21 protein-coding genes are annotated in these 24,072 nt (G+C 71.2%); 5 read left to right on the top strand and 16 right to left on the bottom strand.

The annotated features are described in order from the left end of the window. The first annotated feature begins 58 nt into the window (after window positions 1–58). The 3 genes from PUR26_RS15655 (at window position 59) to PUR26_RS15645 (ending at window position 4,025) form a co-directional block, all read left to right on the top strand. A complete protein-coding gene (locus PUR26_RS15655) occupies window positions 59–802 on the top strand; it encodes a hypothetical protein (RefSeq protein WP_329872975.1) in 744 nt (247 codons plus the stop codon). Between the two features lie 252 nt (window positions 803–1,054). Then, window positions 1,055–2,227 (top strand): L,D-transpeptidase, encoded by a 1,173-nt coding sequence (locus PUR26_RS15650; RefSeq protein WP_329872974.1) that lies wholly within the window; start codon window positions 1,055–1,057, stop codon window positions 2,225–2,227. 220 nt (window positions 2,228–2,447) lie between these two features. Beyond that, window positions 2,448–4,025, top strand: a complete 1,578-nt coding sequence (locus PUR26_RS15645; protein ID WP_329872973.1) for an alpha/beta fold hydrolase — start codon at window positions 2,448–2,450, stop codon at window positions 4,023–4,025. 52 nt (window positions 4,026–4,077) lie between these two features. Here the strand turns inward: PUR26_RS15645 and PUR26_RS15640 are convergent, their stop codons facing one another. From PUR26_RS15640 to pcaDC, 8 genes are all read right to left on the bottom strand, one after another. Further along, window positions 4,078–4,953, bottom strand: coding sequence for an amino acid ABC transporter permease (locus PUR26_RS15640; protein WP_329872972.1), 876 nt, complete (start codon window positions 4,951–4,953; stop codon window positions 4,078–4,080). Further along, window positions 4,950–5,594: an amino acid ABC transporter permease gene (locus tag PUR26_RS15635; protein WP_329872971.1), complete on the bottom strand. Its 645-nt coding sequence runs from the start codon at window positions 5,592–5,594 to the stop codon at window positions 4,950–4,952. Before PUR26_RS15635 ends, PUR26_RS15640 begins: the two co-directional genes overlap by 4 nt. A gap of 7 nt (window positions 5,595–5,601) precedes the next feature. Further along, entirely contained in the window at window positions 5,602–6,507 is a 906-nt protein-coding gene (locus PUR26_RS15630) for a glutamate ABC transporter substrate-binding protein (RefSeq protein ID WP_329872970.1), read from the bottom strand. Between the two features lie 16 nt (window positions 6,508–6,523). Beyond that, window positions 6,524–7,267: an amino acid ABC transporter ATP-binding protein gene (locus tag PUR26_RS15625; protein WP_329872969.1), complete on the bottom strand. Its 744-nt coding sequence runs from the start codon at window positions 7,265–7,267 to the stop codon at window positions 6,524–6,526. A 127-nt stretch (window positions 7,268–7,394) separates the two neighbouring features. Next, window positions 7,395–7,835 carry a DUF6278 family protein gene (locus PUR26_RS15620; RefSeq protein ID WP_329872968.1) on the bottom strand — a complete coding sequence of 147 codons (441 nt, stop codon included), beginning with the start codon at window positions 7,833–7,835 and terminating at the stop codon, window positions 7,395–7,397. 159 nt (window positions 7,836–7,994) lie between these two features. Continuing rightward, complete coding sequence (locus PUR26_RS15615) at window positions 7,995–8,774, bottom strand: exodeoxyribonuclease III (protein WP_329872967.1); 780 nt, start codon at window positions 8,772–8,774, stop codon at window positions 7,995–7,997. A gap of 30 nt (window positions 8,775–8,804) precedes the next feature. After that, window positions 8,805–9,437 carry an MBL fold metallo-hydrolase gene (locus PUR26_RS15610; RefSeq protein WP_329872966.1) on the bottom strand — a complete coding sequence of 211 codons (633 nt, stop codon included), beginning with the start codon at window positions 9,435–9,437 and terminating at the stop codon, window positions 8,805–8,807. Between the two features lie 126 nt (window positions 9,438–9,563). Beyond that, window positions 9,564–10,931, bottom strand: coding sequence for a bifunctional 3-oxoadipate enol-lactonase/4-carboxymuconolactone decarboxylase PcaDC (gene pcaDC, locus PUR26_RS15605; RefSeq protein WP_329872965.1), 1,368 nt, complete (start codon window positions 10,929–10,931; stop codon window positions 9,564–9,566). 285 nt (window positions 10,932–11,216) lie between these two features. On the opposite strand from pcaDC, the gene PUR26_RS15600 reads away from it, so the two are divergent. Next, window positions 11,217–11,765 carry a tellurite resistance TerB family protein gene (locus PUR26_RS15600; protein WP_329872964.1) on the top strand — a complete coding sequence of 183 codons (549 nt, stop codon included), beginning with the start codon at window positions 11,217–11,219 and terminating at the stop codon, window positions 11,763–11,765. 113 nt (window positions 11,766–11,878) lie between these two features. On the opposite strand, the gene PUR26_RS15595 is transcribed toward PUR26_RS15600, so the two are convergent. The 8 genes from PUR26_RS15595 to PUR26_RS15560 form a co-directional block, all read right to left on the bottom strand. Next, window positions 11,879–13,978 (bottom strand): serine/threonine-protein kinase, encoded by a 2,100-nt coding sequence (locus tag PUR26_RS15595; protein ID WP_329872963.1) that lies wholly within the window; start codon window positions 13,976–13,978, stop codon window positions 11,879–11,881. 524 nt (window positions 13,979–14,502) lie between these two features. Further along, window positions 14,503–16,119 (bottom strand): alpha/beta hydrolase, encoded by a 1,617-nt coding sequence (locus tag PUR26_RS15590; RefSeq protein WP_443077091.1) that lies wholly within the window; start codon window positions 16,117–16,119, stop codon window positions 14,503–14,505. 728 nt (window positions 16,120–16,847) lie between these two features. Beyond that, window positions 16,848–17,435 (bottom strand): hypothetical protein, encoded by a 588-nt coding sequence (locus tag PUR26_RS15585; RefSeq protein WP_329872961.1) that lies wholly within the window; start codon window positions 17,433–17,435, stop codon window positions 16,848–16,850. A 2-nt stretch (window positions 17,436–17,437) separates the two neighbouring features. After that, entirely contained in the window at window positions 17,438–18,595 is a 1,158-nt protein-coding gene (locus PUR26_RS15580; protein ID WP_329872960.1) for an ROK family glucokinase, read from the bottom strand. Between the two features lie 111 nt (window positions 18,596–18,706). Continuing rightward, window positions 18,707–19,549, bottom strand: a complete 843-nt coding sequence (locus PUR26_RS15575) for an ATP-binding cassette domain-containing protein (protein ID WP_329872959.1) — start codon at window positions 19,547–19,549, stop codon at window positions 18,707–18,709. A gap of 133 nt (window positions 19,550–19,682) precedes the next feature. Beyond that, window positions 19,683–20,738, bottom strand: a complete 1,056-nt coding sequence (locus PUR26_RS15570; RefSeq protein ID WP_329872958.1) for an ABC transporter permease — start codon at window positions 20,736–20,738, stop codon at window positions 19,683–19,685. Next, window positions 20,735–21,748 (bottom strand): sugar ABC transporter substrate-binding protein, encoded by a 1,014-nt coding sequence (locus PUR26_RS15565; protein ID WP_329872957.1) that lies wholly within the window; start codon window positions 21,746–21,748, stop codon window positions 20,735–20,737. Before PUR26_RS15565 ends, PUR26_RS15570 begins: the two co-directional genes overlap by 4 nt. A 402-nt stretch (window positions 21,749–22,150) precedes the next feature. Then, window positions 22,151–22,870 (bottom strand): GntR family transcriptional regulator, encoded by a 720-nt coding sequence (locus tag PUR26_RS15560; protein ID WP_329873218.1) that lies wholly within the window; start codon window positions 22,868–22,870, stop codon window positions 22,151–22,153. Window positions 22,871–23,024: 154 nt separating this feature from the next. On the opposite strand from PUR26_RS15560, the gene PUR26_RS15555 reads away from it, so the two are divergent. Continuing rightward, the gene (locus PUR26_RS15555) at window positions 23,025–24,032 is read left to right on the top strand and encodes a Gfo/Idh/MocA family protein (protein WP_329872956.1); all 1,008 of its coding nucleotides are present in this window, start codon (window positions 23,025–23,027) and stop codon (window positions 24,030–24,032) included. The last annotated feature ends 40 nt before the right edge of the window (window positions 24,033–24,072 follow it).

Here is a 24,072-nt window from a genome sequence, read left to right as displayed (position 1 = left end):
GGCGCCTTGCCAGGACCGCCTCGAACAACATGTCGTGCGCCCGCTAGCATGCGCGCCCATGAACGAGGACCTGCGCAACATCGTGCTGGGTGTCATGGCCACGGGGATCAGCGCCTCCCTCGGCTGGGTGGCCCGCAACGCCCTGTGGCGCCGCAAGCTCCGCCGCAAGCAGGCGTTCTTCGGCCTGCCGGGACACGCGGAGTGCGTACTGGTCGTCAACCGCGAGGCCGGCAGCGAGGGGGCCGTGCACCGCTTCGACGTGTTCGCCCTGCTCGAACTGGCCGCGCTCATCAAGGACTGCGGGGCGCACGCCCGGATCGTGCAGCACGACATCGCACAACAGGGCTTCGGCGAACGTACGGAGTTCTGTCTGGGAGGACCGTACTCAAACAAACGTATGGCCGCTCATCTCCGGACCCTGCTGCCCGGTCTGAAGGTCAACCTGGACGTGGAGCCGGGGCCCGAGCGGGGGGCGTTCGAGATCGGCTCCGAGCGCTACCGCATGGAGCCCGGCGTCCGCGAGTACGTCGTCCTGGCGCGGCTCACGGCGGGCGAGGGCGCCCGGCCGGTGTTCCTGTTCTGCGGCCAGCGCGCCATCACCAACCAGGCGGCGACCCGCTACCTGGTCCGTCACCACGAGAAGCTGGCGCGCAAGCACGGCGACGGCTCGTTCGTGCTGCTGCTGAAGGTCGTCAGCTCACAGTCGTACGGCCCCGATGTGGTGGAACTGGTGGCCGATGTGACCCGCGACGCCCAGGCGTCCGCCCCGGTCGTGCGCACCTCCCAGCGGGCGGCCGGCTGAGGCACCGGCGACCCGTCGCGGGGCCCGCGGGAGGCGTGCACCGCCCCTTCGGCTGTCCCCGCCCCTTCGCTGTCCCCGCCCGCCGCTTTCCACGCCCGCCGCGCCCGGTCCATCCGCCCCATCCGTCCAACGAAATGTGTCGTTGTTGTGCGGATCACATCCAGCACGGGCGGAAATTCTCCGATTTCGGCAACCCGACTCCTCTGCTCCTCCTCTCACTGAAGGACAGAGATCGCATCGGAGGTTTTCCAGTTGAGCCGCACACGCCCGCGCACCCCGTTCCGCACCGCCGCCGTGGCCGGCACCGCGGTCCTCGCCGCGGCCCTCACCGCGTGCTCAGGCGGTTCGGGAACCGCCGACGACGGGGCCGCCAAACCGGAGACCCGGATCTCGGTGAACCTGACCGGCAAGCAGGCCAAGGCCGGCGAGCCGGTCCGGGTGACGCTCGCCGAGGGCAGGCTCAAGCAGGTGACCGTGACCGACTCCAGGGGGGCGACGCTCCAGGGCGCCGTCTCGGCGGACGGCAGGAGCTGGACGTCCACCCGTACGGCCGCCCCGGGCACCGGTTACACGGTCGAGGCCCGGGACGCCGACGGCGGTACCGCCAAGGCGGACTTCGCCACCGCCGCCCCCGAGAAGGTCAACAAGCTCAGCCTGGCCCCGGGCAAGAACGCCACGGTGGGCGTGGGCCAGCCACTGTCGATCGTGTTCGACCATCCGGTGAAGAACAAGGCGGCGGTGGAGAAGCAGCTCAAGGTCACCACCTCGGACAACACCCAGGGCTCGTGGGGCTGGATGCAGGACTGGTCGGGCAAGGACCGGGTCGACTGGCGCCCCCGGGAGTACTGGAAGGCCGGCACCAAGGTGACCCTGAAGGCCGAACTGAACGGCGTCGACTCGGGGCCCGGCGGCTGGTTCGTCCGCGACTACACGACCGGGATGACCATCGGCAGGAACCAGCTCGTCAAGGTCGACCTCGACAACCACCGGCTGAAACTGCTCCGGGACGGCCGGCAGGTCAGGGACATCCCGATGTCGGGGGGCACGCCCGGCGGTGACAAGGCGTCCTGGCGGGGGAAGACCGTGCTGATGTCGAAGGAGGGCACGATCAACATGCGCTCCGAGACGGTGGGCCTCGGTGACGCGTACGACAAGATGGTCGACTCCTCGATGCGGTTGACCTGGTCGGGGATGTACGCGCACGCCGCGCCCTGGAACGCCGCGTACTTCGGCAGCGCCAACAAGAGCTCCGGCTGCATCGGCATGAGCGACTCCGACGCCAAGTGGGTCTACGACCAGGTGCAGGTCGGCGATCCGTTCGAGGTGACGGGGGACGACGCCAAGGGCACCCAGGCGCTCAACAACGGCTACGGCGAATGGAATCTCTCCTGGGCCGACTGGCAGGCGAAGAGCGCCCTGCGGTGAGGCGGGGGAACCACCCCCGCCCGGCCCGGAACCCCCGGGAGCGGAACCCCCGGAAGCGGGACACACCGCCTCGGCGCCGCGATGGCGCGGCCCCGCGCCGGGCAGCTCGCTGACACCTCGTCCAACAATCGTTACCGGGGCGTAACTTACCGACCGGTTACCTTCGGTAAGCCCATGCGGTTACCTTCGGTTCACTTTTCAAGAACAGAAGGAGTGACCCGTGGGACACCCGCGCACAGCCCTGCGTTCTTCGGCGGCGGGGGCGGTATCGGCCGTCCTGGTCGCCGGGGCGGCCTTCGGGCTCGCCCCCACGGCGGCGGCCGCCGCCGGCCCCGCCGGGGGTATACGGTTCGTCGACATAGCGGGCGACGGCGGCACGGTGCTCAAGGCCAATGTCCTCACCCCCGCCGACGCCGACGGCACCCGCCGGTACCCGGTCGTCGTGCTGCCCACCAGCTGGGCCATGCCCCAGGTCGAGTATCTCGCCCAGGCCAGGAAGCTCGCCGACTCCGGCTACGTGGTGATCGGCTACAACTCCCGCGGCTTCTGGGAGTCCGGCGGGAACATCGAGGTCGCCGGGGCACCGGACATCGCCGACGCCTCGAAGGTCATCGACTGGGCGCTCGCCCACACCCCGGCCGATCCGGCGAAGGTCGGCATGGCGGGCGTCTCCTACGGCGCGGGCATCAGCCTCCTCGCCGCCGCGCACGACCGGCGCATCAAGGCCGTGGTGGCGATGAGCGGCTGGGCCGACCTCATCAACTCCATCTACAGCGGCCGTACGCAGCACCTCCAGGCGGCCGCCCTGCTCGGCGGCTCCGGCTACCTCACCGGCCGCCCCAGTGCCGAACTCCAGTCGGTCCTGGGCAACTTCCTCTCCTCCAACCTGTCCAAGGAGCAGGAGATGATCGACTGGGGGGCCAAGCGCTCCCCCGCCACCCAGCTCGACCGGATCAACGCCAACGGCGCCGCCATCATGCTCGGCAACGCCTGGGGCGACACGATCTTCCCGCCGAACCAGTACGCCTCCTTCTACGAGAAGCTGACCGGCCCCAAGCGCCTGGAGCTGCGCCCCGGCGACCACGCCACCGCCGAGGCCACAGGACTGCTCGGCCTGCCCAACGACACCTGGACGAACGCCCACCGCTGGTTCGACCACCATCTCAAGGGCGCCGCCAACGGCATCGACCGCGAGCAGCCGGTCCAGCTCAAGTCCCGCTCGGGCGGCGGCTACGAGGGCTACGCCGACTGGAAGTCGGTCGGCGCCGACGAGCGGAAGATCGCCCTCGCCGGACCGCAGCGGATCCACGCGAACGTCGACTCGGGGGCCAACGGCGGCATCGTGCTGCTGTCCAACGCCCGCGACCAGTTCCTCAAGCTACCCCCGACCGCGTCGATCCCCCTGCTGCCCCGCTCCTTCGCGGCCGTATGGCAGTCCGAGCGGTACGACTCCGTACAGCGGATCCGGGGCACGGCGAAGCTGCACACCACGGTCACTCCCACCGCGGAGAGCGGCACCCTCGTCGCGTACCTCTACGACGTGGGCCCGCTCGGAGTCGGCAAGCTGGTGAGCAACGCTCCGTACACCTTCCACGACCGGACGCCCGGCCGACCGTTCGCCGTGGACCTGGAACTGTTCTCCACCGCCTACGACGTCCCGGCCGGCCACCGGCTCGCCCTGGTCGTCGACACCGTGGACCCGCTCTACATCGAGCACAACCCGTCCGGCGCACGGCTGACCTTCTCCTCGCCCGAGGCCGACCCGTCGTACGTGTCGGTCCCGCTGCGCGAGGAGTGATCACCGGCCGCCGCCGGCCGGGCACACGGCCCCACTCGCCGTTGCTCTCCCCCTACGTCTGCGCGGCCGTGGGGGGACCACCGGGCAGCCGCGTCTCCGATTCGGCGGCCGCGATGTCCACGCCCTCCGTCTTGGGGTTGCGGCGCTGCCTGCCGGCCACCCAGGTGGCGAACCAGGAGAGCAGCATGCACATCCCGATGTAGATCGGCGAGATCACCATCACCACGGGGATGAACGGCAGATCGTAGTCGAGATTGGACGCGATGAGCTTGCCCGCGTGGAGGAACTCCTCATAGGTGATGAGGTAGCCCAGCGAGGTGTCCTTGAGGGCGACCACCAGCTGGCTGATGATGGTGGGCAGCATGGCGCGCACACCCTGCGGTACCAGGACGTACGTCATGACCTGGGTCTTGCGCATGCCCAGCGAGTACGCGGCCTCCCGCTGTCCGCGCTCCACGGAGCCTACGCCGGTACGGAACACCTCGGCGAGCACCGAGCCGTTGTAGAGGGTCAGTCCGGCGACCAGCGCGGGCAGCGGTTGCACCTTCAGCGCCACGAAGATGAAGAAGATCATCACCAGGACGGGCATGGCGCGGAAGAACTCGACCAGCACCGTCGCCGTCCAGCGGACGATCCGGTGCTCCGAGAGCCGCCCGGTGGCGAGGACCGCACCGAGCGCGAGGGACAGCACGGCGGCGTACGCGAAGGCCTTGAGGGTGTTGCCCAGCCCGCGCAGCAGCAGTTCCTGGATGCCCTGGTAGGCGAAGGGGGCCCACTTGGCGGCGGTGAACTGGCCGCTTTCCAGGAGCAGATGAAGGATCCAGCCGAGCAGCGCCACGATGAGGACGGTCGACCCCAGTCCGTACAGCAGGTGACGTCGCCGGGTCCGCGGTCCCGGAATGTCGTACAGGGCGGTGGAAGGGGTCATCGGGGGACTCCCCAGCGCTTCTCCAGCACGTGGAAGATCGCGCTGATGGTGAGGGTGATGATCAGGTAGCCCACGGCGATCCAGACGAAGGTCCAGATGATGCTGTAGCCCAGCTCGTTGAGGGTCTTGTAGGTGCCGAGCAGCTCGGTGACGCTGAAGGCTCCGGCGATCGCCGAGTTCTTGGCGAGCGCGATGAGAGTGGAGCCGATCGGCGGGATGACGGAGCGGAACGCCTGCGGCAGCATGACTCCGCCAAGGATCTGGTGGAACGTCATTCCGAGGCTGCGGGCCGCCTCGCCCTGCCCGACGGGCACGGTGTTGATGCCCGAGCGCAGTACCTCGCAGATGAACGCGGAGGTGTAGCAGCCCAGGGCGAGAACGGCGAAGACCTCGAAGGGCAGGATGAGCCCGAACCGCGGCAGGCCCAGCAGCACGGCGAAGAAGAGCAGGGTGAGCGGGGTGTTGCGCAGCACCGTCACCCAGACCGTGCCGAAGGCGCGCAGGGAGCCGACGGGGGCGATCCGGAAGGACGCCATGACGAAGCCCAGTGCCAGGGCGAGGAGCGAGGAGTAGACGGTGAGCTCGACGGTGCCGAGGAAGCCCTCGCCGTAGACCGACCAGTTGTCCGTCAGAACGTCCATGGCTGCCTCAGCTCGCCGGGTAGCGGTCGATGGCGGGAGGCCGGGGGGCCGGGACGCCGGAGAGCCCGAGCGTGGCGTCGTAGGCCTTCTTCCAGTCGCCGTCCTTCTCGTTGGCCTCCAGGGCGTCGTCGACGGCGAAGCGCAGCGCGTTGTCGGAGCGCGGGACGCCGATGCCGTAGGGCTCCTGGGAGAAGGGCTTGCCGACCACCTTCAGCTCGTCGGGAGCCTTGGCCGCGTACCCCAGGAGGATGGTGTCGTCGGTGGTGACGGCGTCCACCTGGAAGGTGAGCAGGTTGTCCACGCAGATGGAGTAGGTGTCGTAGGCGACGAGGACGGCCTGCGGGTAGTCCGCCTCGATGCGCTGGTACGGCGTGGAGCCGGCGGCCGAGCAGACGGTCCTGCCGGCGAGGTCCTGGGGGCCGTCGATGTCGTTCTCGTCGGTGCGGACGAGCAGGGACTGGCCTGCCATGTAGTACGGGCCGGCGAAGCCGACGAGCTTCTTGCGGTTGTCGTTGATGGTGTAGGTGCCGACGTAGTAGTCGATCTGCCCGTTCTGGATGGCGGTCTCGCGGTTGGCGGAGGCGATCGTCCTGAACCGGACGGTGGCGGGGTCGAAGCCCAGTGAGGCCGCGGTCATCCTGGCGATCTCGATGTCGAAGCCGGAGTAGACCCCGGTCGCGGGGTCCTTCTCCCCGAGGTACGGCTGGTCCTCCTTGGCGCCGACGACCAGGTACCCGCGCTGCTTGGCGCGGTTCCAGGTCGGGGAGTCCGGAAGCCGGAAGGAGGTGTCCACCCGGTAGACGGGCAGTGCTTCCGGTTCGGGGCCCTTGACCGGTGGGCTGCCCTCCTTGCCGCAGGCGGCGGAGAGCAGGGCCAGCGCGAGGGCGGCCAGGGCCCGTCTCGTACGCGTCATCGGTCCGCCGCCCCTCTCAGTGCTTGAGGATCTTGGAGAGGAAGTCCCTGGCCCGGTCGCTCTCCGGAGCCGTGAAGAACTCCTCGGGTGCGCGGTCCTCGACGACCCGGCCGTCCGCCATGAACACGACGCGGTTGGCGGCGGAGCGGGCGAACCCCATCTCATGGGTGACGACGACCATGGTCATGCCGTCCCGGGCGAGCTGCTGCATGACCTCCAGGACCTCGTTGATCATCTCCGGGTCGAGGGCCGAGGTCGGCTCGTCGAAGAGCATCACCTTGGGGTCCATGGCCAGCGCCCGGGCGATGGCGACGCGCTGCTGCTGGCCGCCGGAGAGCTGGGCGGGATACTTCTCGGCCTGGTCGGCCAGCCCGACGCGCTCCAGCAGCTCGCGGGAGCGCCGGTCGGCCTCGTCCTTCTTGCGGCCGCGGACCTTGACCGGCGCCAGGGAGAGGTTCTCCAGCACGCTCTTGTGGGCGAAGAGGTTGAACGACTGGAAGACCATGCCGACGTCGGCGCGCAGTTTCGCGAGCGCCTTGCCCTCCTCGGGGAGGGGCTGCCCGTCGATCGTGATCCGGCCCGACTCGATCGTCTCCAGCCGGTTCATGGTCCGGCAGAGCGTCGACTTGCCCGAACCGGACGGCCCGATGACCACCACCACCTCTCCGCGGCCGACGGTGAGGTTGATGTCCTGCAGCACGTGCAACTGCCCGTAGTGCTTGTTGACGTCACGCAGCTCGATCAACGGATCGACGGCCATACGCTGCCCTGCCCCATTCCTCAGCTGTGTCGAGGTCAGCGCAAACTATTCAGCCCGGAAAGGGACTTCACCGCCCGACACGCACATTCGAGGCACTAGCCGTATTGTGTGAACGAGGTCCGGCCGGTCAGCTCTCGGCCGCTTCGGCGTACATCTGTGAGAGCTCGGGCGATCCGGTCCTCGCCCACTCCAGCCCGGCCTCGACCACCTGGATCTCCCGCCCCGAGGCGAGCCGGACCACCGGCTTCCCGTCCGGCCACACCCGCCAGGCCGCCCCCGGCACCGTACGGACGATGACGGTGCCGAGGTAGAGGCCCGCGTCGTTGCCCAGCCAGGGCAGTTCCTCCGGGTCGTCGCGCCAGCGCGGCGGAAGCTGGTCGAGGGCCTCCAACGACGTGGGCGTGTCGTCGAGACGCACCCCGAACCCCTGGACCCTGGCCCGCAGCAGCTCGCACTCGGCGAGCAGCTCGGTGACGCCCTCCGGGTCGCTCTCGATGGCGGATGCCAGCGACCCGGCCCGCTCACCGCCGTGCCGCTTGCGCCAGGCGTCCAGGAAGGGGATGTTCATACCGCCAGCCTCGCACTACCCGGGCCCGGCGCACCATAGGGCACGCTGGCCCCGGACGCCGCCCGCCCGGCCCCGGGACGGGTGGCGAGGCTTCGCGGCGGCTCTAGGCCGTGTCCTCGACATCCCGTCCGGCAGACGACGCCACGGTGCAGACACTCCCTAGACGTCGAGGTCGACGACGACCGGGGCATGGTCGGAGGCGCCCTTGCCCTTGCGCTCCTCGCGGTCGACGTAACTGTCCTTGACCGCGTCCGCGAACGGCTTGTTGCCGTACACCAGGTCGATGCGCATGCCCTTGTTCTTGGGGAAGCAGAGCTGGCGGTAGTCCCAGTAGGTGAAGGGGTGGTCGTACTTCAGCGGGCGCGGCACCACGTCGGTGAGGCCGGCCCGGCGCAGGCCCGCCAGTGCGGCGCGCTCGGGCGGGGTGACATGGGTGGCGCCCTCGAAGAGGGAGACGTCCCAGACGTCCTCGTCGGCCGGGGCGATGTTGAAGTCGCCGAGGACGGCGAACGGGCGCGCGTTCGCGGCGTCCTCGGCGACGGCGCCCTGGAGCGCCTCCAGCCAGCGCAGCTTGTACGCGTAGTGGTCGTGGGCGACCTCGCGGCCGTTGGGCACGTACACCGACCAGAGGCGGACCGGGCCGCAGGTCGCGGAGATCGCCCGCGGCTCCTGCACGCCTTCGTACTCCGGCCCGCCGGGCAGGCCCTGGACGACGTCGTCCAGCCCCACCCGGGAGACGAGGGCCACGCCGTTCCACCGGCCCGTGGCATTGACCACGGACTCGTACCCCAGCTCGCGCAGCTCGTCGGCGGGGAACTGCTCCGCCGTGCACTTGGTCTCCTGGATGCACAGCACGTCGGTGCCGCTGCTCTCCAGCCAGGCCAGCAGCCGGGGCAGCCGGGCGGTGATCGAATTGACGTTCCAGGTGGCGATGCGCATGCAGTGAAGCCTAACGGCCGGGTGTGACAGTCACAGGTCCGTGGACTCCCCCGGGGTGAGACGGCCGTGGTCCGCGCCGCCGAGGGCCCCGATCTGGCTGTCGTAGATCGGCCGCGCGAGATCGGTGAGCAGCGCGTCGTGGATGTCGATGGCGCGCCGCGGCCCGACCTCGCGCACGTAGTCGATGACCTCGGAGATCTTGGACCAGGGCGCCATCACGGGGAGCATCAGCGTCTCCACCGGCCGGTCGGGCACGGTGAGGGCGTCTCCGGGGTGGAAGACGCTCCCGTCGACCAGGAAGCCGATGTTGGTGATGCGCGGGATGTCCGGGTGGATCACGGCGTGCAGTTCGCCGTGCACCTGGACGTCGAACCCGGCCGCGGTGAAGGTGTCCCCGTGGCCGACCGTGTGCACCCGGCCGGGGAAGGCGGCCGAGATCTTCTCCGCGACGCTGCGCAGGGTCCAGATCTCGGCGCCGGGGTTGGCTTCCAGGCCGGCCCGCAGACGGTCCTCGCTGAAGTGGTCGGCGTGCTCGTGGGTGACGAGGAGGGCGTCGGCGCCGAGCGCCGCGTCCTCCTCGCTGAACGCGCCGGGATCGATGACGAGCGTCCGCCCGTCCTTCTCCAGCCGGACGCACGCGTGGGACTTCTTGGTCAGCTTCATACCGTTCATCCTCCTCCTGGTCGTGCCGCCGGGGCCGCCGGGCGGCCCCGGGGGTCGTTCGGATCCTGCCGGACCGGTCGGCGCCTCACCGGCCGGGGCACGCGGGCGGGATCCGGACGAGGGTCCCTACACCTCGGGCGTGGTCTCCTCACGGATCACCCGCTGGGCGACCCGGAAGGCCGAGTTCGCCGCCGGGACGCCGCAGTAGACCGCGGTCTGGATCAGCACTTCGCTGATCTCGGCGGGCGACAGGCCGTTGCGCAGGGCGGCGCGGGTGTGGAACGCGAGCTCGTCGAGATGGCCGCCGGCCGCCAGCGCCGTCAGGGTGACGCAGCTGCGGGTTCGGCGGTCCAGTCCCTCGCGGGTCCACACCTCGCCCCAGGCGTAGCGGGTGATCAGCTCCTGGAAGTCGCCGGTGAAGTCGTCCGCGGCGGCCATGGCCCGGTCCACGTGCGCGTCGCCCAGGACTTCGCGGCGCACCCGCATCCCCGCGTCGTACGGGTCGGGGCGCCCGGCCGCGGACGGTTCGGGGACGGCGGCCGGGGAGATCTCGGCGACCGGTGCGACGGGCGGCACGACGAAGGGCGGGGCGGGGGCCGCCGCCCGGGCCGGGGCCGGGCCGGGCGCGGCGGGGGCGGCGGGGGCAACGGGGAGCTGGGGGACCACGGACGGCGGGGCTATGGCGGTGAAGCCAGCCGTCGTGTCCGGCGCGGCCTGCCAGGCGGTGGAGAAGTGGCGGATGAGGAGGTCGGTGACGGCGGCGGGCTGCTCGACGGGGGCCAGGTGGGAGGCGCCCGGTACGACGGCGAGGCGGGCGTCGGGGATGCCGGCCACCAGGTTGCGGGCCTCCGCGGGGCCGGTGACCCGGTCCTCCGAGCCGACCAGGACGAGGGTGGGGACGCCGATGCGGCCGAGGTCGGCGCGCACGTCGAAGGTGGCGAGCGCCTCACAGGCGGCGATGTAGCAGCCGGGCTCGGTGGTGCGGACCATCTGCACGGCCCACTCGACGATGGCCGGCTGCGCGGCGGCGAAGCCGGGGGTGAACCAGCGCTCCGGCGCGGTGCGGGCCATCGGGTCGAGGCCGTTGGTGCGGACGATGACCCCGCGCTGCCGGAACTCGTCGGCGGTGCCGAAGCGGGGCGAGGCGGCGATCAGGGCCAGCGAGGCGAGACGGTGGGGCGCCCGCAGGGCGAGGTCGGCTCCGACGGCCCCGCCGATGGAACAGCCCGCGTACCCGAAGCGCTGGACGCCGAGCTCGTCGAGGGTGGCGAGGAGCCGGTCGGCGAGGTCGGTCACCGCGGTCGCGGGATGGGCGGGGGCGCCGCCGTGGCCGGGCAGATCGAAGCGGACGACCCGCCACTGGCGGCTGAGCTCCGGTATCTGCCGGTCCCACATGTGCCATGTGGTGCCGAGGGAGGGCCCCAGGATCAGCACCGGGGCTTCTTCCGGTCCGTCAACGCGGTATTGCAGGGTGTTCGGTGGTGTCTCGCTCACTCGCCCGACCCTCTCATCTCTCACGGGATCCCACATGGCCGACCCCGTCTAACGGCCCTCGTCGCCCGCGCCGCGACAGGATTACGGCCACTGCCGGAAACCGCAAGGGCCGAGGTGTGTGCTCTTCGGCGTGCATTCGTGACCGTTTCGCCGGCGGGTCCGGCGGGCGTACGGAGGCGGGCCGGTGCGTTTGGTGGAACCTTTACCCGGAGGCGGTCGTTGGTCCGGTGAACGCGCGAGCTGCGTCGCGACCAATGTCTCAGTGGAATACCGAGGGTGACGTCGATGGCTTTGTGGGACCGACTCAAGGACCAGGCCCAAACTCTGCAGCAGGCCCAACGCGGGCGCGGTGCGGCCGGCGGGCCGAGCCGCGGCGCAGGCTCCGGCGGTGGATCACGCGCCCAGCTGGTAAGCGCGCTGAAGACGCAGCTCGGCTCCCTCAGGACCGAGCTGAAGAGCGGTGCGTACCGGGACGCGAGCATGGCGATGTGCGCACTGGTCGCGGCCGCGGACGGGCATGTGGACCCAGCCGAGCGGCAGCACGTCGAGTCGATGATCCTCAGCAACGAGGTGCTGCAGAACTTCCCGCCGGAGCAGTTGCGCCAGCGCTTCAACAAGCATGTCGACCAGCTGACCCACGACTTCCAGCAGGGCAGGGCCGAGGCGATGCAGGAGATCGCCAAGGCCGCCAAGAAGCCGACCGAGGCGAGGGCGGTGATCCAGACCGGCATCGTCATCGCCGGGGCCGATGGCGACTTCTCCCAGAGCGAGCAAATGATCATCCGGGATGCCTGCACAGCGCTGGGAGTGTCTCCCGCCGAGTTCCAGCTCTGACCCGCCCGGGGGCCCGGGCCCCCGGCGGATGACACAGAGTCACATCGGCGCGGCAGGACGTCCGTACGCGACCTTCCGCCAGGCGCTTGGGCCCCACGTCGGCCGCGGCGGGCTCAGTCGTACGCCCTCAGGCACAGCAGCGTCGCGCCGCCGTCCACCTTCTGGGACCAGTATGTGTTCGTGTCGTACTGCCCGGCACGGCAAGCCGCGGTGGTGGTGCTCGCTGTCGCCCGGTAGACGGCGGTGATGACGAAGATGTCGTTGTACGCGCTGGGGACCTGCCGGTCCGTGCAGTTCACCGAAGACAGCAGCGCGATGGTGGCGGATCCGCCGTTGTTGTCGGCGAGCAGACAGTCGCCGCCGCGGTACAGGCCTTCGAGGCAGAGCGCGGTCCGTCGGCCGCTGCTGCTGGAGTAGTACGACCAGGTCGCCTGGTCCTGGGCGCTGTCACAGTCGCCGGTGGTGGTGCGGTACACCCGCACGCGCGCGGTGCTGCAGGACGTCGTGGCCGGCTTGTCCTCGCTCCAGTCGTACTTCTCCCGGCCGCCGTACCCGGTGTCGACGACGTCCAGGCAGTCCCCGACCGAGACGGCCTTGAAAGCGTCCTCGACGGGGTCCGGCTCCGGCGAGCTGGTCTCGGGTTCGGGCTCCGGCTCGGCCTCGGGCTCGGTCCCGGACCCGGTCCCGGACCCGGACTCGTCCGAGCCTCCGCTCGACGCGTCGGAGGAGTCGCCGGAGCCGGACCAGGTGTCACCGCTGCCGCCACCGCCGGCCAGGGCGGAGCTGTTCGCCGCCCGGGGGCCGCTTCCCCCGCTGCCCTCACCCTGTCCCCAGGGCTGCCAGAACACGAGGCCGGCGACGATCGCGCCCACGAGCAGGACAAGCCATCCTCCGGAGCTGTTCGATGCCTTCGAAGCGGACTCCTCCGGAGCCTTCGGCGCCGAGGAGGCCGAGGACGGAGAGGACGTCGGGGTGGGGGTCCGGGACCGCGCGAGCGCCACGCGTTCACCCTCCTTCTCCGCGCGTTCCGCCGCCCTGCGCGCCCGCTCCCGGCGCCGGCGGTCCTCGTCCGCCAGGCGCCGGCGCTCCCGCTCCTCCCTCTCCGCCCGCTCCTCGGCCTGCGCCTGCGCCAGGGCGTCCCGCTGCTTGCGCAGGGCCTCCAGCTGTTCGCGCATCGCGCTGACGGCCTCGCCCGACCCCTCCCGCCCGGCCGCGGGCCCCACCCGCGTCCGTGCGTCGGCCGCGTCGAAATCGACCGCCCCGTCCTGCAGTTGACGCCCCTGCTCCGCGTACTCCTCGATGAGCGCGGTCCACTCCGGCGGCAGCCACCGGGCGGCCTCCCCGGTGACCGCCGGCGATCCGAGGTCGCGCAGGCAGCCCCGCAGTACGTCGGCGGGCGCGGGACGCTCCCCGGGCTCGGCCCTCAGCAGCGGGAGGATCAGTGGTTCCAGCTGCGGAGGCAGCCCGTCCGTGTCGAGCTCGGCGCGCTGGACCAGAGCCAGGAGCCCGATGGAGTGGTCGGTCTGCTCGTACGGTGGGCGGCCGACCGCGAGGAAGAAGAGGGTCGCTCCCAACGAGTACATGTCGGACGCGGTGGTGGACTTCTTGCCCGAGGCCTGCTCCGGCGACGTGAACGGGAAGGTGCCGATCGTCGTCGCGGAGCTGGTGTGGTCGTGGGCGTGCGAGATGCCGAAGTCGATGAGGCGGGGCCCGTCCCGGGTCAGGAGGATGTTCTGGGGTTTGACGTCCCGGTGGACGACCCCCACACCGTGCAGTTCGACCAGCGCACGCGCGGTCTCCGCCGCGATCCATCGCACGGCGTCCACGGGTAACTCGCCCGCCTCCCGTACGAGTTCGGCCAGGCTGGGCGCCGGAATGAACTCGATGGCCAGCCATGGGCGCTTCGCGGTCGCGTCGGAGTCCAGAACCCGGGCCGTGGACGCGCTCTCGACGCGTCCGGCCAGATCCACCTCGCGAGCGAACCGGTCCCGGTCCGGCCTGCTGACGAAGCCCTCGGCCAGGAGCGTCTTGACCGCGACCAGAGGGCGGTCCACCACGGTTCCGGTGGGCCCGGTACCGCCCGCTCCCGCCTCCTCCTGGCGCGCGAGATAGATGCGGCCCATACCGCCCGTGGCGATCCGCCGCAGCAACCGGTAGGGCCCGAGCCGCCGCGGATCACTGGATTCGAGTGAGTAGAGCTTCATTCCGGCCATGCGGCGTCACTCCCCATGCGCGTCCCCCGTCCGTCATGTCGCCCGCATGGGCTTCCGAGCGTCCTGCGATTCTGCCCTCACACCGTGCCACGGCAATCAGAGCCGGAAAAGCCCCTGTGGCCGGAGCGGTCACGGCCCGGCCCCATGCGCACGTGACACCAGTTCTCCGACGGGCACCTGTCTCCGCCGGACCACGCCGCACTTCCGCCGGCACACGAAAGGGCACCCGCCGCCCGGACAACCGTCCGGGCGGCGGGTGCCGCTTCTGCGTCCTGTGTCCTGTGTCCTGTGTCCTGTGTCCTGTGTCCTGTGTCCTGTGAGGGTGACCGGGTGTCCCACGGGGTGCGCGCCGGACATACGGCGCCATGGACGCGGCGCCCGCCCACCGTGCGAACCGGATCCGGCCGACCTCCCGTCCGCCCGTCCCACCGGGCCCGGTGGACACCGTCCGGGGTGGACGTCTCCCCCGGCTTCCCTGCGTCATACGACGCCGGGCCGTACGGCGATGGGCCGCGGGGCCGGGGTCAGAAACGGTCCGGGGCTCGCTGCGGGAGCGGGGACCCGGGGAGGGCGTCCCGCTTCCGGTGCTCGCGTGCCTCCGCGTTCGATTCGGCCGTGGCCCGGCAGGTCACGTCCTTCGCCGGGAGCCTGCCGGTGACCAGGTAGCCGGTGACCGTGCCGTCCGTGCACGCGTTGCCGCTCGGGTAGACGCCGTGGCCCTCGCCGCCGAGGACGGTGACCATCTTCGAGCCCTTCAGGGCGGCGTGCAGGGCCTGGCCGCTGGGCAGCGGGGTCTGTGAATCCCATTCGTTCTGGACGACCAAGGATCCGGCCTTGTTGTTCACCCTGGTCGCCGGTTCCCGGGACGTGTCCCAGAACGCGCAGGGCTTGATGCTGGACGCGAAGTCACCGAAGAGCGGGTAGCGGCCCTTGTCCTCGACGGCGTCCCGCCGGTAGCTCTCGGGATCGCGGGACCACGCGGCCGAGTTGTCGCCGCACACCACGGCCCAGAAGCTCGCCGTCATGTTGTCGGACGGCACCTCGGCGGCTTCGGCGGTGCCTGCGGTCCCGGCCTCCTCCGGTCCGGCGAACGCCGCGAGCTTCTTCGCGGAGGCGGGCTTGCCGGCCGCAGCCTTCTTCAGTTCCACGACCCCCTCGGTGGCGTACTTCGGGGTGAAGACCGCCCCGCGCATGCCGCTCCGGATGTCGTCCCCGGTGGTCGGCTGCCCCTCCACCTCGATGGGCTTCTCGTCGGCCTGCGCGACCAGGCCCCAGAAGGTCCGGTCGACCTCCTTCGGGGTCTTGCCGAGGCCGTACTGCTCGGAACGCTCGGCGGCCCACTCGGTCCACCGGTCGAACGCGGGCTCGGCGCCCTCCGCCCACCACTGGATCATCCCCCGCCAGGCGCGCGCCGGATCGACCGCGCTGTCCAGCACCACCCGGTCGGCCCGGCCCGGGAAGAGCTGGGTGTAGACGGCGCCGAGATAGGTGCCGTACGAGTAGCCCACGTACGAGATCTTCTTCTCACCGAGGACCGCACGGAGCAGATCCATGTCGCGGGCGGTGTTGCGCGTGGTGATGTGCGGGAGCGTGTCGCCCGCCTTCTCCTTGCACTTGTTCGCGACGTCACGGGCCCAGGCGACGTCCTTGTCGAACGTCGCCTTCTTGTACGGGCGCAGCCAGTTCTCCTCCTCCGGCTCCAGATCGCAGGAGACCGGGCTGCTCCGTCCCACACCGCGGGGGTCGAAGCCGATGAGGTCGTACTTCTGCCGTACCGACTCGGGGAGCCTCTCCTGCATGCCCAGCGGCATGTGGAGCCCCGGGCCCCCGGGGCCGCCGGGGTTGGAGAAGAGAACACCGCGCCGCTTGTCCGGCGCGGTGCTCTTGATCCGGGATATGGCCAAGTCGATCCGCTTGCCCCCGGGAGCCCGGTAGTCCAGTGGAGCCTTGATCGTGGCGCACTCGAACTCCGCCGGGGTGTCGGCTTCGCACCGCTTCCACTGCGGCTTCTGCTTCACATACCGGTTCAGCGCGCCCGTGGCGGCGGACGAGGAGGCGGTCGACGGGGTGGCGGCCGCGGCGGCGGTGGCCGTCGAGGTGGCGAGTGCGGGAGCCAGCGTTGCCGTGACACTCACGGCCAACAGGGGTACGAGACGTCGTCTGCGCACTATGCCGATCCTTCCGGTCTGATGTTCGGACAGGAGAGATCTTGCAGGACCGGTCACGCATACGGATCCCTCGCCGGGCCGCACCTCCCTCCGCCCTGGGAATGACACAACGGCTTTGACTGATACCAGAGTTGTAGGGGACGGACGGCCTCGGCGACGGGTGGCACCCCGTTCCGCGACGGGACGGACAGAGACGGTCATCAATACGGGCCGCGGGCCGGCCCTGGGAAGCGGGCGGGCTCGGCGTCCACCACAACCCGGCTCCGGCAGCCGGGCGTTGCCGCCGGTCCGCCCCCGTCGGCGCGTCGGCCGCGGGACCCGGCAAGGTCCTGGCGAGGGTCCTGGCGAGGGATCACCCTCCGCTCCGCGGGCGCTGCGGTTGCCTCACGGAGGACGGCCTTCACCAACCGGCCGCGCGGCACGCGGCGATGCCACGGCCGGCCGGTGACGCGCCCGAGCCCGCGCAGGACCTGCCGTCAGGGGTCGGTGCCGGTGGCGGCCGCGGGACCGCTCGGGTCACATGAACCCGCGCGGGGCGCGAGTCCGCCCTGGCCGACGGTCCCCGCGGAGTCGGGGCGGGGGCGGCATGGCGGCCGGGAAGCGGGCGGGGACGCGATGTCGCTTCCGCGGCGGTTCCAGGGGCGTCGCTTCTGCGGCGGTTCCAGGGGGCGCGTCCGCGACGGTTCCAGGGGGCGGTCCGGTCAGGGGGTGGCGGTCGACACCGCGTAGACGCGGGGGGCGGCCGGGTCGGTCAGGTCGACGGTGAGGTCGAGGCTGGGCCTCGGGTCGGTCCGGGTGTACCTGGTACCGGCCCAGTCGTGGCCGACGGACGGGAAGTGCCACCCGACCGTCTCGGCGTCCCGCTCTCCGACGGTGACGTCGCCGGCCCGCAGGGCGGAACGGCTCGTCCCGACGTCCTCCAGGAAGTCGTCGAGGCCCGATCCGCTGGTGGTGAACTGGACGTACAGGCGGCTGGACTTCCAGTTGCTCGTCTCGAAATAGGAGACGTCGGTGGAGCGGGAGGGGATCGGCACCTCGAAGACCCGGCGCTTCATCTTGGACGGCCAGCTGTCCTGGAGGCCGGTGGCCGAGGACTCGGCCTCCTTGTCCCGCCCGCTGTCGCGGCTCTGCTCCGCGGAGATCAGCAGGTAGCCGGCCGGGACGCCGATCAGGAGCACGATGACGACCGCGGTGAGCCAGCGGCGGACGAGCATGTGCCGCCGGGCCTCCGGCGGCCTGACCGGGCGGCCGGGCTCGTCGAGGGACACGGGCTGGTAGGACACGGTCATGACTACGGTTCCTGGGTGGTGCGGATGCTGCCGTTGCGGATGGCCTGCGCGTACCGCTCGTACCGTTCGTAACGCTCCAGCCGTCGGCGGTTGGCGCGGCGGAAGCGGCGCGCCACGAGCCGCGCCAGGTCCGCGGCACCGACCATACCGGCCTCGGGGCCGAGCTGGGCCTTGGCGATCCGGGCCTCGGGCCGGTAGCCGCGGCCGGTGAGGTGGCGGCGGAACGCGTCCCGGGCCGGGCCGATGAGCAGGTCGTCGGCGGCGCTCACGCCTCCGCCGATGACGAAGCAGGAGGGGTCGAGGGCGGCCGCGAGGTTGGCGATGCCGACGCCGAGCCACTGGCCGATGTCCTGGAAGAGTTCGATGCACATGGCGTCGCCCTCGCGGGCGAGCTCGGTGATGAGCGGTCCGGTGATGTCGGGGACGCTGCCCTTGACCCGGTCGATGATGTTGTACGCGACCGGGGAGTCGGCGGCCGCCAGTTCACGGGCCTCCCGGACCAGGGCGTTGCCGGAGCTGTACTGCTCCCAGCAGCCGCGGTTGCCGCACGGGCAGCGGTGGCCTCCGGGGACGACCTGCATATGGCCGAACTCACCGGCGACGCCGTACTTGCCGCGCTTGACCTGGCCGTCCTCCAGGATCGCTCCGCCGATGCCGGTACCCAGCGTGATCATGACGAGGTGGTCCTCGCCCCGGCCGGCCCCGAACCGCCACTCCGCCCAGGCGGCGGTGTTGGCGTCGTTGTCGACCATGACCGGGACGGCGAGGCGGGCCTGGAGTGAGTCGCGCAGGGGCTCGTTGCGCCAGGCCAGGTGGGGGGCGAAGAGGACCCGGCTGCGGTCGGCGTCGACCCAGCCGGCGGCGCCGATCCCGACGGCGTGCACATCGTGCCGGTCGGAGAGGTCGAGCACCAGCTCGGTGATGGTGTCCTCGACGACCTTGGGGCTCTTGGACTTGTCCGGGGTCTCGGTCTTGACCTGCTCCAGGATGGTGCCGTCGGCGTCGACGACGCCCGCCATCACCTTCGTACCGCCGATGTCGATACCGACCGTGGGGACGCGGGGCGCCGTCAGGTGCGAGCGCCGCTCGCGGGTGCCGACGGTCCGCAGGACGGTGGCCCGGGCGGAGCCACGGTGGGCGAAGTCGCGGTACGTGCTCATCTGTCCCTGCGGAGGTGGGGGTGGCCGGCGGGTGGGGGGAGCCGGCGGCGGACGGCGCCCGCCGCCCCCGATTCTGCCAGGTACGGCTCCGGGGGCGGGGGCGCGGCGGCGTCAGGAGGCGGCGGGCGGAGGTACCTCGTGGCCGCCGACGCGGGTGGGCGGTGCGGCGCGTTCCAGCTCGTGGCGGAGGTCCTCCAGCTCGCTGCCGCCCGCCATCTGACGGGTCAGTTCGTCGAGCGTGAGGGATTCCTTGGTGTGGCTGCCGGACATCACGCCGCGCTTGAGCAGCACGAATCTGTCACCGACCAGATACGCGTGGTGCGGGTTGTGCGTGATCAGCACCACGCCGAGGCCGGCGTCCCGGGCGGCCGCCACGTACTTGAGGACCACCCCCGACTGCTTGACCCCGAGGGCGGCGGTCGGCTCGTCGAGGACAAGGACCTTGGCGCCGAAGTGGACCGCGCGGGCGATCGCCACGCACTGGCGCTCACCGCCCGACAGGGTGCCGATGGGCTGGTCGACGTCGCGCAGGTCGATACCCATGCGCAGCAGCTCGGCGCGGGTCGTCTCGCGCATGAGATCGACGTCGAGGCGCTTGAAGGGCCCCGCTCCCTTCGTCGGCTCGGAGCCGAGGAAGAAGTTCCGCCAGACCGGCATGAGGGGGACGACGGCCAGGTCCTGGTAGACCGTGGCGATGCCCCGGTCGAGCGCCTCGCGCGGCGACGACAGGGAGGTCTCCTCGCCGTCGATGCGGAAGGTGCCGCCGTCATGGCCGTGCAGACCGGCGATGATCTTGATGAGGGTCGATTTGCCGGCGCCGTTGTCCCCGAGCACGCAGGTGATCTCCCCTGCGTGGACCTCCAGGGAGACGCCCTCCAGGGCGCGGATGTTGCCGTAGTACTTGCTGACGTCGTCGAGCTCGACGAGCGGGCTCGTCGTCTTTTCCGCTGTCACGGTGTCTCCCGGTTCACTGTCGCCCGGTTCGCCGGCGCCAGGTTCACTGTCGCCCGGTTCGCTCCCGCGCCCGCCCGGCGCGGAAACGCGGGTGTCCTCGCTCCGCGCCGCCCGGCGGGCGGGTGCGCGCCGTTCACTTCGTGGCCTCCGCCCGCTTGCGGACCCAGGCGTTGAGCAGGGTCGCGAGCAGGAGCATCGCGCCGAGGAAGAACTTGAACCAGTCGGGGTTCCACTCGGCGTACACGATGCCCTTGCTGGTCATGCCGAAGATGAAGGCGCCGACCGCGGAGCCGATGGCGGAGCCGTAGCCGCCGGTGATCAGGCATCCGCCGATGACCGCGGCGATGATGTAGATCAGCTCGTTGCCGACGCCCTCGCCCGACTGGACCACGTCGAACGAGAAGAGCAGGTGCTGTCCGGAGATCCAGGCGCACAGGGCCACGCCCATGTAGAGCCCGATCTTCGTCCGGCGGACCGGGACACCGACCGCGCGGGCCGCGTCGGCGCCGCCGCCCACCGCGAAGATCCAGTTGCCGGAGCGGGTGCGCAGCAGGATCCAGGTGGCGACGGCGACCAGGGCGAACCACCACAGGATGGTCACCTTGAGGTCCACGCCGCCGATGGACAGCTGCGAGGCGAAGACCTCCTTGGCCGAGGCGAAGCCTTCCATGTCGGCGATCGTCCTGGTGGAGACGGTTCCGCCGATCAGCTTGGTGAAACCCAGGTTGAGGCCGGTCAGCATCAGGAACGTACCGAGCGTGATGATGAAGCTCGGGAGCTTGGTGCGGGTGAGCATGAAGCCGTTGAAGAAGCCGACGGCGAGGGTGGCCAGCAGGGACACACCGACGCCGACCCATACGTTGGCCGTCATCTGGTAGCTGAACATCGACGAGATCAGCGCGGAGGTGGTCACGAGCACACCGGCCGACAGGTCGAACTCGCCGCCGATCATCAGCAGGGCGACGGGGACCGCCATGATGCCGATCGTCGACGCCGCGTAGAGGACCGTGCCGAAGCTGGAGGCCCGCAGGAAGCTGTCGGCGACGATAGCGAAGAAGAGGAAGACCGCGGCGGCGCCGACGACCGAGCCGAGCTCCGGTCGGCCCAGGAGCCTGCGCAGCGGTGAGGTCCGCAGCAGCCGTTCGTCGCCGGGGGCGTTGTCCTGGGCGGGGGGCGCGGTCGCCGTCATCGGGTCCCCCGCTCCGTGTACTCGGCCAGCTTGCCCGCGTCCTTCTCCGTGATGATCTGCGGTCCGGTGAGGACGGGCTTGCCGCCGCCGAGCACGTCGGCGTTGTAGCGGTAGAGCCAGAGCAGGTCCACGGCCTCGTAGCCCTGGAGGTAGGGCTGCTGGTCGACGGCGAAGCCGAGGGAACCGCCGCGGAGCCCGGAGGCGACCTTGGCGTTGAGGTCGAAGGTGTCGATCTCGGCCTTGGACCCGGCGGTCTTCTTCGCCTGGACGGCGGCGTCGGCGAACGGGGCGCCGAGGGTGACCACCGCGTCGATCGTCCGGTCGGTCTGGAGCTTGGCCTCGATGGACGCCTGGACGTCGGGCATGTTGGTGCCGTCGACGTAGAGGTTCTGCACATCGCCGCCGAAGGTCTTCTTCACGCCGTCGCAGCGCTGCTCGTGGCCGACGTTGCCCTGCTCGTGCAGGATGCACAGGGCCTTCTTCCGGCCCCTCTTGTCGAGCTCGTCGCCGACGGCCTCCCCGGCGACGGCCTCGTCCTGCCCGATGTGGGTGAGGGCCCCGAACGCCTGCGACTGCTCGGATCCCGAGTTGACGGTGATCACCGGGATGCCGGCCTTGACGGCCTTGGCGACGGCCGCCTTCATCGCGTCGGGCTTGGCCAGGGTGACGATCAGCCCGTCGACCTTCTTGTCGATGTAGGAGTCGACCAGCTGGGCCTGCTGCTGCCCCTCGTCGCTGTGGGCGTAGAGGAAGTTGATGTTGTCCTTGACGGCGGCCTGCTTGGCGCCGTTCTGGACGATGTCCCAGAAGGTGTCCCCGTCGCCCGAGTGGGTGACCATGGCGAACGTCCACTTCGGGGTGTTCACCGCGGCGCGGCCCTGGGCGGCCGCCGCCTTGCGGGCATCCTCCGCCCGCTTCCCGCCGGTGGCGCTGCACCCCATGAGCGAGGCTCCGAGCACCGCCGCCAGTACCACGCCCAGCGCGCGTACTCCTGTCCGAACCGTTGCCACGACGCCGTGCCCTTCTCGCTGTACTCCTCGGTGCGGCCGGGCGGCATTCCGCCGCATCCCGACCGGCCAAGTATCGGTCATTGCCCCTGCGCGGGTGTTCATCGGGTGCCGCGGCCGGTGGGTTCCTCCCGAGCCGGTACGCCGACGGCGGGTGCGGGTGCGGCGAGCGGGACCGCTGCCGTACGGGTGGTGCGTGTCATGGGACCGCCTTGTCTCCCCCGGCCGCCCGAGTGCGGCTGGGTGAGTTTTTACGGCGATGGCACGACGCCGTCAATGCTTTGTCCGAACATTCTTACGCGACCTGCCGTCGCGGGCAGGAGGCGTGGGGGCCGACACGCCCACCCGCACCCCGCACCCCGCACCCGCACCCGGGGCAGGCAGCCGGGCCGGGCGGGACACGACCTAGGGCCGCACCAGCAGCTGGAACTCGAAGGCGTACCGCGACGCGCGGTAGACGTGCGAACCGAACTCGACCGCCCGGCCGGTGTCGTCGAAGGTGGTGCGCTCCATCGTCAGCAGGGGCGCGCCCTCCCGCTCGGTGAGCAGCTCGGCCTCCGGCCCGGTGGCGGCCCGGGCCCCGACCGTCTGGCGCGCGCTGTGCAGCGTGATGCCCGCGCCCCGCATGAGCCGGTACAGGCCGGTGGCCTCCAGCTGCTCGCTCTCCACATCGAGCAGCCCGGCCGGCAGGTGGTTGCGCAGCCGCGCCATGGGCTCGCCGTGCGCGCTGCGCAGCCGTTCGACGTACCGGACGTCGTCGCCCTCCGGCACGCCGAGTGCGGCGGCGACCGCGGCCGAGGCCGGTTCGAGCCGGTTGACCAGCACGAGGGTGGCGGGGCGCTGGCCGGCCGCCTCCAGGTCGTCGTACAGGCTGCTCAGCTCCAGGGGCCGCTTGACCTGGCTGTGCACGACCTGGGTGCCGACGCCGCGCCGGCGCACGAGCAGGCCCTTCTCGACGAGGGCCTGGATGGCCTGGCGGACGGTGGGGCGGGACAGGCCGAGGCGGTTCGCCAGCTCGATCTCGTTGCCGAGCAGGCTGCCGGGGGTGAGCGTCCCTCGCTCGATGGCCGCCTCCAGCTGCTGCGAGAGCTGGAAGTAGAGCGGCACCGGGCTGGTGCGGTCCACACTCAGCGGCAACCGCGCGGCGGGGCCGGGCTCGTCCCGGGTCTGCTTGGGCACGGCCCGAGCGTATCTCCCGTACATGTTGACGGGAAGTTGTGAAGTTCAATTGTCAGGACAAATGCTTGACAGGATGACAGCCACACCCCACCTTGGGGCCATGCGCATCGGACTCATCGGAACGGGACGTATCGGGACCTTTCACGCGGGCGCTCTCAGTCGCCACGCCGAGGTCGGCTCACTCGTGGTCGCGGACGCCGACCCAGGCCGGGCGGCCCGGGTCGCCGAACTCACCGGCGCCACCGCGGCGCCGACCGTCGACGACGTCTTCGCCCGGGGCATGGACGCGCTGGTGATCGCCTCGGCGACCTCCTCCCACGCCGACCTCATCGCCCGCGCCGCCCGCGCCGGGCTCCCCACCTTCTGCGAGAAGCCCATCGCCCTGGACCTGGCGGGAACGCTGGGCGCGCTCCGGGAGGTCGAAGCGGCCGGCACCCGGCTCCAGATCGGTTTCATGCGCCGCTTCGACGCGGGCTACCGCGCGGCCCGCGAGGCGGTGCGGGAGGGGCGGCTCGGGCGGCTGCACACCGTGCGCGCCATCACCTCCGACCCGGCGCCGCCGCCCGCCGCGTACCTGCCGCTCTCCGGTGGCCTCTACCGGGACTGTCTGGTCCACGACTTCGACATCCTGCGCTGGGTGACCGGCCGCGAGATCGTCGAGGTGTACGCGACGGGGTCCGACGCCGGCCCGGGGATGTTCCGCGCGGCGGGCGACGTCGACACGGCGGCCGCGCTGCTCACCCTGGACGACGGGACCCTCGCGACAGCGACGGCGACCCGCTGCAACGGCGCCGGATACGACGTCCGGATGGAACTGGCCGGTGAACGGGACCAGATCGGGGTCGGCCTGGACGACCGCACCCCGATCACCTCCACCGAGCCCCTGGGGCCGCCCGCCGCCGACAAGCCGTGGCCGGGCTTCCTGGAGCGGTTCGCCCCCGCGTACGAGGCCGAGCTGGACGCGTTCGTCCACGTGGCGAGCGGCGCGCTCGACAACCCCTGCGACGGCCGCGAGGCTCTTGAGGCGCTGCGCGTCGCGGAGGCGTGCGAGCTGTCCCGGCGCGAACACCGCCCGGTGCGGCTCGCCGAGATCGCCTCGGCGCTCTGAGGACCCCGGCCGGACGGACGGGGCCGGGGCGGCCACGCCG

Source organism: Streptomyces sp. SP18CS02 (assembly GCF_036322365.1).
Lineage (GTDB): Bacteria > Actinomycetota > Actinomycetes > Streptomycetales > Streptomycetaceae > Streptomyces.
This window is presented reverse-complemented; position numbering and strand designations above follow the sequence as displayed.

Excerpts from the sequence above, each read along its gene's own strand:
- PUR26_RS15595 (WP_329872963.1), bottom strand. The coding sequence starts at position 13,978 with ATGGCCGGAATGAAGCTCTACTCACTCGAATCCAGTGATCCGCGGCGG.
- PUR26_RS15610 (WP_329872966.1), bottom strand. The coding sequence starts at position 9,437 with ATGAAGCTGACCAAGAAGTCCCACGCGTGCGTCCGGCTGGAGAAGGAC.
- PUR26_RS15625 (WP_329872969.1), bottom strand. The coding sequence starts at position 7,267 with ATGGCCGTCGATCCGTTGATCGAGCTGCGTGACGTCAACAAGCACTAC.
- PUR26_RS15630 (WP_329872970.1), bottom strand. The coding sequence starts at position 6,507 with ATGACGCGTACGAGACGGGCCCTGGCCGCCCTCGCGCTGGCCCTGCTC.
- PUR26_RS15640 (WP_329872972.1), bottom strand. The coding sequence starts at position 4,953 with ATGACCCCTTCCACCGCCCTGTACGACATTCCGGGACCGCGGACCCGG.
- PUR26_RS15555 (WP_329872956.1), top strand. The coding sequence starts at position 23,025 with ATGCGCATCGGACTCATCGGAACGGGACGTATCGGGACCTTTCACGCG.
- PUR26_RS15585 (WP_329872961.1), bottom strand. The coding sequence starts at position 17,435 with ATGACCGTGTCCTACCAGCCCGTGTCCCTCGACGAGCCCGGCCGCCCG.
- PUR26_RS15615 (WP_329872967.1), bottom strand. The coding sequence starts at position 8,774 with ATGCGCATCGCCACCTGGAACGTCAATTCGATCACCGCCCGGCTGCCC.
- PUR26_RS15580 (WP_329872960.1), bottom strand. The coding sequence starts at position 18,595 with ATGAGCACGTACCGCGACTTCGCCCACCGTGGCTCCGCCCGGGCCACC.
- PUR26_RS15620 (WP_329872968.1), bottom strand. The coding sequence starts at position 7,835 with ATGAACATCCCCTTCCTGGACGCCTGGCGCAAGCGGCACGGCGGTGAG.
- PUR26_RS15600 (WP_329872964.1), top strand. The coding sequence starts at position 11,217 with ATGGCTTTGTGGGACCGACTCAAGGACCAGGCCCAAACTCTGCAGCAG.
- PUR26_RS15570 (WP_329872958.1), bottom strand. The coding sequence starts at position 20,738 with ATGACGGCGACCGCGCCCCCCGCCCAGGACAACGCCCCCGGCGACGAA.
- PUR26_RS15635 (WP_329872971.1), bottom strand. The coding sequence starts at position 5,594 with ATGGACGTTCTGACGGACAACTGGTCGGTCTACGGCGAGGGCTTCCTC.
- PUR26_RS15655 (WP_329872975.1), top strand. The coding sequence starts at position 59 with ATGAACGAGGACCTGCGCAACATCGTGCTGGGTGTCATGGCCACGGGG.